General features: G+C 43.6%; 7 protein-coding genes and 1 pseudogene. All 8 read right to left on the bottom strand.

The window, feature by feature from the left end; genetic code table 11:
- Positions 1-222: 222 nt before the first annotated feature.
- Positions 223-822, bottom strand: coding sequence for a response regulator transcription factor (locus ACIY19_RS10435; RefSeq protein ID WP_409003360.1), 600 nt, complete (start codon positions 820-822; stop codon positions 223-225).
- A 1-nt stretch (position 823) separates the two neighbouring features.
- Positions 824-1,921: a sensor histidine kinase gene (locus ACIY19_RS10430; RefSeq protein ID WP_409003359.1), complete on the bottom strand. Its 1,098-nt coding sequence runs from the start codon at positions 1,919-1,921 to the stop codon at positions 824-826.
- Positions 1,922-1,925: 4 nt separating this feature from the next.
- Complete coding sequence (locus tag ACIY19_RS10425) at positions 1,926-2,660, bottom strand: ABC transporter permease (RefSeq protein WP_061598051.1); 735 nt, start codon at positions 2,658-2,660, stop codon at positions 1,926-1,928.
- A gap of 12 nt (positions 2,661-2,672) precedes the next feature.
- On the bottom strand, positions 2,673-3,548 hold the full coding sequence (locus tag ACIY19_RS10420) for an ABC transporter ATP-binding protein (protein WP_045617712.1): 876 nt from the start codon (positions 3,546-3,548) through the stop codon (positions 2,673-2,675).
- On the bottom strand, positions 3,535-3,729 hold the full coding sequence (locus tag ACIY19_RS10415) for a hypothetical protein (RefSeq protein ID WP_007520695.1): 195 nt from the start codon (positions 3,727-3,729) through the stop codon (positions 3,535-3,537). The genes ACIY19_RS10420 and ACIY19_RS10415 overlap by 14 nt, the downstream gene beginning before the upstream one ends.
- Positions 3,726-3,932, bottom strand: a complete 207-nt coding sequence (locus ACIY19_RS10410; protein ID WP_000390701.1) for a hypothetical protein — start codon at positions 3,930-3,932, stop codon at positions 3,726-3,728. Before ACIY19_RS10410 ends, ACIY19_RS10415 begins: the two co-directional genes overlap by 4 nt.
- A gap of 110 nt (positions 3,933-4,042) precedes the next feature.
- Positions 4,043-8,920, bottom strand: coding sequence for a hypothetical protein (locus ACIY19_RS10405; protein ID WP_409003361.1), 4,878 nt, complete (start codon positions 8,918-8,920; stop codon positions 4,043-4,045).
- A gap of 378 nt (positions 8,921-9,298) precedes the next feature.
- Positions 9,299-9,481, bottom strand: a pseudogene (locus ACIY19_RS10400) (mucin-binding protein); the annotation flags it as partial.
- Between the last annotated feature and the right edge of the window lie 466 nt (positions 9,482-9,947).

Raw genomic sequence — 9,947 nt, 5'->3', positions numbered from 1 at the left:
ACAAAAAAGAGAACAGATTTCTCTGTTCTCCTAAAAATATTGAATTATTTGATTTTCTAAAAACTCTTACCACTTACTTCATTTTTATTCTGATCTTTTAACTCTTTGACACTAGCTTTCACCGCTTTTCTAAACCAGAAAAGGAGACAATTTGCCTCCTCCTTTCTAGTATGGTTTTCCTTTGATTCAAGTTGTCATTTCGGAATTTTTTAACCCTTCTTATCAAAGCCAACCAGATTCTTTTGCGATGTTGGCTGCCTCTGTTCGATTGCCTGCATCTAACTTGGAAAAAATATTGGTGACATAGTTTCGGACGGTTCCGTTTGATAGATAGAGTTGGTCTGCAATTTCTTGGTTGGATAAGCCCTGAGCGATTCCCTTTAAGACAGCAATCTCTTGTTCTGTCAACGGATTGGGGTGCGTCATCACCACTTCCATCAATTCAGGCGAATATTCCTTGCGTCCTTCGAGAACAGTGTGCAAGGTTTGCATGAGGTCTGCAATGCTTCTTTCTTTCAAGACATAGGCATCCACTCCAGCCTTAATCGCGCGTTCAAAATAGCCAGGGCGCTTGAAGGTTGTCACCACAACCACCTTTGTTTCTAGCTTTTCTGCTCGTATCCACTCCAAGACTTCGAGGCCTGTCTTAGCAGGCATTTCTACGTCAAGGATGGCGATATCGACAGACTCCTTTTCTAGGAGTTGGATTGCTTCTTGCCCATCCTTGGCTTGTAAGACAGACTCCACATCCGCTTGAAAGGCAAGCAACTGGCACATGGCATCTCGCAACATACTTTGGTCTTCTGCAACAAGTAGTTTCATCTTAGTTTCTCTCCTTATAAGGTAGTCGTACTTGCACTTCTGTTGGACACTTCTGACTGATCACCTTTACATCTCCCAAAAATGGAAGAACACGATCTCGAACTGTATGGAGCTCATCCCCCTTTATAGAAGGAAAGCCACAGCCATCATCTCTCACTGTTAGAATGAGTTCTTTCTCTGTCCGTTCTAATTTTAAGTAGACTTTAGACGCTTTAGCATGTTTGATGACATTGGTCACTAACTCAAGTAAAATCATGGAAGCCATTGACTCCAATTCCTGAGTTAAGCTAGCTGTATCTAGTTGATTAGCTATTTCCACCCCAATTCCAGCAATTTCTAACATCTTTTTCACAGTCTCTAGTTCTGATGTCAAAGTTCTAGACTTAAGATTTTCCACAATGGTTCGAACTTCACGCATTGATTCTTTGCTAATTTGCTGTATTTCTCTTAATTCCTTTTCCACCTGTGGATAAGCCTGCATCTGAAGAAGTTGGAGGGCAAGGTCCGTCTTCACACTCAACATAGCAAAGGTATGACCTAGACTATCATGGAGATCCTGACCGATACGATTGCGTTCATTTTCAGCCAAGAAAAGATTAAGCTTAGCATTTTGTTTCATCTTTTCTTCTTTTATTTCCTCCGACACTCGAATTCGATAAAGACCAAAGGTCAGTGCATCGGAAAAGATAAAGGTCACCAAGAAAAAGAGGAGGTCCCAGGGACTAACATGATTGACCATATAGATTCCGGTCAGAATGAACGGTTGCAAGACAACAAAACTGACAAAACGCCAAGAGTGAAAAGAAATCTCATCCAGCTCATAAATAAGGAGATTGGATAAATAGAAGATAAACCAGGTGAAACCCGAACTCAGCCAAACCGATGTATAAAAAATGTAGGCAAGCATGATCCACCAAGCCATCCACAGCACAGTGCGACTCTGACTGGCTAAAACCGAATAGAAGGCAAGTACAAATAGTAGGGTCCATAGCAAGGTTAAAAGCGGGTAATCTCCAACGATAACACCCGCTATAGGAAAGATGATAAACACAATTGAAATATGAAACATATAATGAATGTTTTTAAATTTTTCCAACATAGATTTATTTTACCTCAATCCGTTTTTTCAGCTGGATTACCAGTACACCAAAGAAAACTGTATAACCTAGTACAACCAAGGCAGCAAGAATGTTAAACTCGTGATGCTCCAAATAAGTCGAGACAACCTGCATCAGTTGATAGGTTGGGGTCAGTTTTCCAATGGATTGGAGCCATTCTGGGAAGGAACTCAAAGGGAACCAGAGTCCACCTAGGACAGCCAAAGCAATATAGGCAATATTTCCAATAACCGTCATCAATTGAGCACTAGGAAGCAAGCTCACCAAGACCCCCATGCTGATAAAGACCACGCTTCCGACCAGCAACATAACTCCAATCACCAACCAGTCAAGCCAAGGTAGAGTAACCCCGCGGACAAAATGACCTACTGAAAAGACAACTATAATTGATAACAAGAAAGTTAGCAGAGTGCTGAACAGTTTTGATACATAATATTCTACCATAGAAACAGGAGAATGTTGAATCAATTTTTGCCAGTTGTTCGTCTTATCAGACTCGAGTGTGCTTGGGATACTGAAAAAAGCACTTGACATGATACTAAAGAGCGTCATGGCAAAAAGATAGGCTTGAAGAGCAATTTCTGGAATATCTGACCCTAACATCATACCAGAAAAGATAAGGTAAAACACACTTGGAAGTCCGATGGATAGCAAGTAGTAGACTGCTTGCCGTTTCATCAGAATGATTTCCACTTTCATGAGACTTGTCATATTTTTCATCGTCAATCTCCTTTAGTCTTGAGTCGTTTCGAAGATACTGTCTAAGAGAGTTCGATTGCGAACTTCAATTTCTTCGATCATGCAGCCCTGTTCTTGCAAGACTTTCCATACCTGGCTGGCTTCTTTGGTTGTGAAGGAAAGAGCATTTTGCTTGATTTCAAGCTCTTGAATCTGGTCCAAAGTGCTGATAACTTCCTGATAAGTTAGTGGTACCGTAAAGTGTTTTTCTTGTTCTTCACCACGCATAGCATAAGGCGTCGTATCGCGAATCAATTCACCCTTGTGGAGGACCAAAATGCGGTCAGCCGTATGCTCTACCTCTTCGATATAGTGAGAAGAATAGACAATGGTGACACCATTTTGCTTTAACTGATTGACAATTTCCCAAAAATGCTGACGTGTAGAGGTATCCATTGCAGCAGTCGGCTCATCTAAAAATAGAATTTTTGGACGACCTATTAAAGACAACACAAAAGAGAACAAACGTTTTTGCCCACCAGACAGCTTGCCCGCTAACTGATTTTTCTGCTTGTCTGAGAATCTTAGCAAGTCATCAATTTCTTTGTCTGAAAGACTGTTTGGATAGATTGATTGAAAGAAGGATAAGAGTTCTTTCACTTTCAAGTCTTGAACCACCGTATTTTCTTGAGGCAAGACAGAAATAAGCTGCTTTAATCGAGGATCTGTTGGCGCAAATCCTTGAATGGCGACCTGACCTGAGCTCATGAACTTGTCGCCCAAGAGACAATCAATCAAGGTTGTTTTTCCTGCTCCGTTAGGCCCGATCAAGGCGACACATTCACCATCGTTGATTTCAAAGGAGATGTTCCGCAAGATCTCCTTGTCTTTTATCTTCTTACTTAATTTCTCAACTTTAATCACAGTCATGAGATTCTCCTTTCAACCACTTCATTCCCATAGGGAAAACGACGAAAATCATAAATCCAAAACCCCAGGCACCACGAATGAATTGGCGAAACAAGGTTTGGTCAAACCAACCAGTAAACATTTCCACTAACCATACCAAGAGTGACAGGCCGATAAAGAAATAGATGATTGCTTTTTTCATTCCTCAAACTCCTTTTTCACATCTCTGACCAATTTCAAACCTTCTCTGACAAGCCAAGACATCATTCCAAAGCCAGCAAAGAGCTCCCAAGGAAAATGGTAGAAACCCTCGTCCAATCCTGAAAACATGAGATAGGTCATAACTCCTGCTGCTACTAAACTCACTGCGACAATCATTTTATTTTTCATTTCTTCTTCCTCCATTTCATACTTCAATTATAGACTTTTGAAGTTGGCGGAGCTAGATGCTTCTGTCACTAGGAAATATGACAAATGTCATAAAAAAGAACCGATTTCTCGGTTCTTAAAAATGATTAGTCTGATTCATCGTTTCGTTTCTTTTTACCTAGCAATCCAAGTGTCATGGCACCTGCTAGGGCTATCAGAATTCCTAGATTTTTCAAACCATCTTCTTGACTTCCTGTATTTGGAAGTTGATTTTTTTCTACAGAGATGTTTTGAGTCAATTGATCTGGTTTCAAATCAGGTACTGAAAGTTCTTTTTTATCAGACGGCTTCACTTGCTCTGGAAGCTCTACTACTGTTGGAGTATAGAATCCTGAAATGATATTTCCATTGCGATCTTTACGGATCACTTTCACACCTTTGGCTTGTCCTACAAAGTCTGCCTCAGGGGTAAATGTGACGGTGCCATCTGGTGAGATTACATAAGTTCCTTCGCCTGGAACGACTTTTTCAGTTGTTCCATCTTCAAAGGTTGGCGGAACTGTCAGATCGACATCACCTGTAAAGTTTGGTTTACCAGTCTGAGTTTGACCTTTAAGACCTTCTGATGTCGCATCACTCACTTGTGTTTGTCCAAGGACAGTTGGTGTGTAGCGAGCAGTAACTACATTTCCATACACATCCAAACGTTTCACAACCAATCCTTTAGCTGTACCAACAAAGTCTGGTTCTGGAGTAAAGGTAATCTTACCATCTTTATCAATTGTATAGCTTCCTTCACCCGGAACAACCATAGTCGTGCTACCATCCTCAAAGGTTGGTGGTACAGTCGAATCAATATGTCCTTCAAACGTTGGTGTTGCCACTTGTGGTTGGCCTTTTGCTCCTGTAGAAGCCGTATCATGACCAGTAGATGGATCTACAACTGTTGGGCGATAGCTTGCAGTAACTGGAGTACCGTTCTTATCCTTGCGGACAATCGTTACGCCTGTTCCTTTTCCTACAAAATTAGCTTCTGGGGTGAAGGTGACGGTGCCGTCTGGTGAGATTACATAAGTCCCTTCACCTGGAATCACTTTTTCAGTTGATCCATCTTCAAAGGTTGGCTCTATTGTTTCATCGATTGGAACAAGCGGATTACCACCTTCAAATGTTGGCGTACCTGTTTGAACAAGACCCTTAATGTTAACTGAAGAAGTATCTTTACCAGTTGGAGTCACCTTAGTAAACTCTGGACTGTAAGTCGCAGTGACTGGGGTGCCGTTCTTATCTACGCGTTTGACTGTAACTGGATCTGGGTTTCCGACAAACTGTTTGTCTGGGGTGAAAGTTACAGTTCCATCTGATGCAATCGTGTAAGTTCCTTGGCCTGGAATAGATTTCTCTTTGCTGCCATCTGCGAAGGTTGGCTCTACTGTTTCATCGATTGGAACCAATGGATCACCACCTTGGAAGCTTGGAGTACCAGTTTGTGGAAGTCCTTGAGGACCTGTACTTGTTGCACCGGTTCCAGTTGGAGTCACCTCTTTCACCACCGCTTGGTACTTAACGGTAACAGGAGTGCCGTTGGCATCCACTCGAGTCAATTCAAGCTCTGGTGTTTCACCCTTGAACTGTTTATCTGGGGTGAAGGTCACCTTACCATCTGCATCCACTTCGAACTTACCAACATTTGGCACTTCTTTCACAGTTGTACCGTTGTCAAATAGTGGAGTTGAATCAGCTGGGAATGGAACAGAGTCATGGCCTGGAGTGAAGGTCACTTTACCTTCTTGGACCTGTCCTTGAAGCCCCTCTGTCTTATCACCTGAACCAGTTGGGGTTACTTTCGTAAACTCTGGACTGTAAGTCGCAATAACTGGGGTGCCATTCTTATCTACGCGTTTGACTGTGACTGGATCTGGGTTTCCAACAAACTGTTTGTCTGGTGTGAAGGTCACTGTACCGTCTGATGCAATCGTGTAGGTTCCTTGACCTGGAATGTTCTTCTCTTTGCTTCCATCTGCGAAGGTTGGCTCGACTGTTTCATCGATTGGAACCAGTGGATCACCACCTTGAAAAGTTGGGGTGCCTGTTTGAGGGACACCTTGAGGACCTGTGCTGGTTGCATTAGTGCTGGTTGGAACTACTTCTTTCACCACCGCTTGGTACTTGACAGTAACAGGAGTTCCGTTGACATCCACACGAGTCAATTCAAGTTCTGGTGTTTCACCCTTGAACTGTTTATCAGGAGTGAAGGTCACCTTACCGTCTGCGTCCACTTCGAACTTACCAACATTTGGCACTTCCTTCACAGCTGTACCATTGTCAAATAGTGGAGTCGAATCAGCTGGGAATGGAACTGAGTCATGGCCTGGAGTGAAGGTCACTTTACCTTCTTGGACCTGTCCTTGCAGACCTTCTGTCTTATCACCTGAACCTGTTGGAGTCACCTTAGTAAACTCTGGACTGTAGGTTGCAGTGACTGGGGTACCATTCTTATCCACGCGTTTAACCGTTACTGGATTTGGTTTGCCTACAAACTGTTTGTCTGGAGTGAAGGTCACAGTTCCATCTGGTGTAATCGTGTAAGTTCCTTGACCTGGAATAGACTTCTCTTTGCTGCCATCTTCAAAAGTTGGCTCAACTGTTTCATCGATTGGAACCAGTGGATCACCACCTTGGAAGCTTGGAGTGCCCGTTTGTGGAACACCCTGAGGGCCTGTGCTGGTTGCGTTAGTGCTGGTTGGTGTTACCTTAGTCACTGTTGGGGTATAGGTCGCAGTGACTGGGGTGCCATTCTTATCCACACGCTTCACTGTAACTGGATCTGGACTACCTACAAACTGCTTATCTGGAGTGAAAGTTACAGTTCCGTCTGGTGCAATGGTGTAGGTTCCTTGACCTGGAATAGATTTCTCTTTGCTTCCATCTTCGAAGGTTGGATCAACTGTTTCATCGATTGGAACCAATGGATCGCCACCTTGGAAGGTTGGAGTTCCTGTTTGTGGAACACCCTGAGGGCCTGTGCTGGTTGCACCAGTTCCTGTAGGAGTTACTTCTTTCACCACCGCTTGGTACTTGACAGTAACAGGAGTGCCATTGGCATCCACACGAGTCAATTCAAGTTCTGGTGTTTCACCCTTGAACTGTTTATCAGGAGTAAAGGTCACCTTACCGTCTGCGTCCACTTCTAACTTACCAACATTTGGCACTTCCTTCACAGTTGTACCATTGTCAAATAGTGGAGTTGAATCAGCTGGGAATGGAACTGAGTCATGGCCTGGAGTGAAGGTCACTTTACCTTCTTGCACTTGACCTTGCAGACCCTCTGTCTTATCACCTGTTCCAGTTGGTGTCACTTTCGTAAACTCTGGACTATAAGTCGCAGTGACTGGGGTACCGTTCTTATCCACACGTTTGACTGTGACTGGATCTGGGTTTCCAACAAACTGTTTGTCTGGCGTGAAAGTTACAGTTCCATCTGGTGCAATCGTGTAGGTTCCTTGACCCGGAATAGACTTCTCTTTGCTTCCATCTTCGAAGGTTGGCTCAACTGTTTCATCAATTGGAACCAATGGGTCGCCACCTTGGAAGCTTGGAGTGCCTGTTTGTGGAAGTCCTTGAGGACCTGTGCTCGTTGCGCCAGTTCCTGTAGGAGTCACCTTAGTAAACTCTGGACTGTAGGTTGCAGTGACTGGGGTGCCATTCTTATCTACACGTTTCACTGTGACTGGATCTGGGTTTCCGAAAAACTGTTTATCTGGAGTGAAAATTACAGTTCCGTCTGGTGCAATCGTGTAAGTTCCTTGACCTGGAATAGATTTCTCCTTGCTGCCATCTTCGAAGATTGGCTCGACTGTTTCATCAATTGGAACCAGTGGATCGCCACCTTGGAAGGTTGGGGTGCCGGTTTGTGGAAGACCTTGAGGACCTGTGCTGGTTGCGTTAGTGCTGGTTGGTGTTGCCTTAGTCACTGTTGGGGTATAAGTCGCAGTGACTTCTGTTCCGTTCTTATCTACACGTTTGACTGTGACTGGATCTGGGTTTCCGACAAACTGCTTGTCTGGAGTGAAGGTTACAGTTCCATCTGGTGCAATCGTGTAGGTTCCTTGACCCGGAATCGTCTTCTCTTTGCTGCCATCTTCAAAAGTTGGCTCTACCGTTTCATCGATTGGAACCAGTGGATCACCACCTTGGAAGATTGGGGTACCGGTTTGTGGGACACCTTGAGGACCTGTGCTGGTTGCGTTCGTTCCTGTAGGATTGACTTCTTTCACCACCGCTTGGTACTTAACGGTAACTGGAGTTCCGTTGGCGTCCACACGAGTCAATTCAAGCTCTGGTGTTTCACCCTTGAACTGCTTATCTGGGGTGAAGGTCACTTTGCTGTCTGCGTCCACTTCGAACTTACCAACATTTGGCACTTCCTTCACAGTTGTACCATTGTCAAATAGTGGAGTTGATTCAGCTGGGAATGGAACCAAGTCATGACCTGGGGTGAAAGTCACTTTACCTTCTTGAACCTGACCTTGAAGGCCTTCTGTCTTATCACCTGAACCTGTTGGTGTTACTTTCTCAACAACTGGGGTATAGGTCGTGACAGCCGACTCTCCATTTTTATCCACCACTCCAACTTGAACTGGAGTTGCTGGACCATAGAAGGTTTTCAGCGGAGTAAAGACAATTGTTTTATTTACAAGATCTAAATCGTACGTCCCTTGGTCGGCAATGGTTAGCGAAGTTACCTTTTGCCCATTCTCATCATACAGAAAGACACTGCTTTGGACTAGTTCAACGGATTTCTTTGCTCCATTAATGGTTGTTGTCCCTTTTGTAAAGTGAACCTCGCTCTCGCTTGCTCTATCGTCATCAAAGTGAATCGTTGCTGCCTGCTTCTGCCCTTGAATGCCTTTAGATTTCGCTGCACTTGCTGAAGGGACAACTGGAAGCGGAACATAATACACCACCCGATACCAGGTAAATTCCTTTTCCAACTCTTCATCTCTAGGATCATCCGCGTTCATTAAATATTCATAGAGAGCTCCTTCTCCCGACATTGTGTTTGCATCAATATCCTCTCTTGGATAATAGCCAGGAATTTCAGGAGAAATCACTTGAGACCAAGTTTGGTCTGCAGACCAGGCTGAGTATGTCACACCAGCTGTCGCATCATTTGGTTGCCGTTTCGCCAAAACCTGGTCAATTCTCTTCGTGCGAGTAAACGAATGAGTCTCAACATGTTTTGGAGGAAGGAGTGATAAATCAGAATGGTTTGTTTTTTTGAGATATTCAAAATCAACCTCGCGAGTTCCACGAACAGTTTCGGTTAGTTCTGTAATCTTGTGTCTAAACTGAAACTTGAATTGTTTTGGACTAGCCGAATCACCAAAGGTATGATCTGTAAAATCGTTACTGATCAGTTCATATCCTGCATCTTCCAATTCCTTAATTCGACGAGCAGGATCATAAGAAATTGGTCCGTTTGGTTTTCCTACAACTGTGTCTACCTGTCCTAGTTGTACTTCCTTAGACGGATCGTTTATATCCACAAAGGTAAAACTTGCAGATGACAGTTTGGTAGACATTTGGATTGAAACATTATTGGACTCAGTGTACTTGGAACTGCCATTTGCCAGTGCCGAAGAAAGATAAGCCGTAGCACCTGGGGCAGTATCTTGCCCGATAACTGCTCCATCAATAGGAAACTGAATCCTACTTCCAGCAGCAACCGGAGCAGTCGAATGCCAACGAACTGCACGAATCTCTGACCAATCCGACACTTGATCTGCTGTGAGCCATTGTGAAGCATTAATTTCTGTAGCAGTGCCCGCAGTACGACTATATTGAACTTCCCAGCCTGAAGGTGGTGTTAAAGCTTTTGTCAAACTCACTGTAAATCCAGAACCACGATTTCTGGATTCTAGCTGTTTATCAGCTTTCATCGGCAAGGATGACAAAACATAAACGTCTGAAATGAACTGCACCCCAAAAGTTAGACAGAAAAAATCTAACTTTTGGGGTGTTTTTATTATGAAATTAACTTATGATGAT

The organism is Streptococcus sp. ST14 (genome assembly GCF_046098195.1).
Classification (GTDB): Bacteria; Bacillota; Bacilli; order Lactobacillales; family Streptococcaceae; genus Streptococcus.
This window is presented reverse-complemented; position numbering and strand designations above follow the sequence as displayed.

What these genes read in the sequence shown, in the direction of transcription:
- ACIY19_RS10435 (WP_409003360.1), bottom strand. Translation starts at nt 822, where the DNA reads ATGAAACTACTTGTTGCAGAAGACCAAAGTATGTTGCGAGATGCCATG.
- ACIY19_RS10430 (WP_409003359.1), bottom strand. Translation starts at nt 1,921, where the DNA reads ATGTTGGAAAAATTTAAAAACATTCATTATATGTTTCATATTTCAATT.
- ACIY19_RS10425 (WP_061598051.1), bottom strand. Translation starts at nt 2,660, where the DNA reads ATGAAAAATATGACAAGTCTCATGAAAGTGGAAATCATTCTGATGAAA.
- ACIY19_RS10420 (WP_045617712.1), bottom strand. Translation starts at nt 3,548, where the DNA reads ATGACTGTGATTAAAGTTGAGAAATTAAGTAAGAAGATAAAAGACAAG.
- ACIY19_RS10415 (WP_007520695.1), bottom strand. Translation starts at nt 3,729, where the DNA reads ATGAAAAAAGCAATCATCTATTTCTTTATCGGCCTGTCACTCTTGGTA.
- ACIY19_RS10410 (WP_000390701.1), bottom strand. Translation starts at nt 3,932, where the DNA reads ATGGAGGAAGAAGAAATGAAAAATAAAATGATTGTCGCAGTGAGTTTA.
- ACIY19_RS10405 (WP_409003361.1), bottom strand. Translation starts at nt 8,920, where the DNA reads ATGAACGCGGATGATCCTAGAGATGAAGAGTTGGAAAAGGAATTTACC.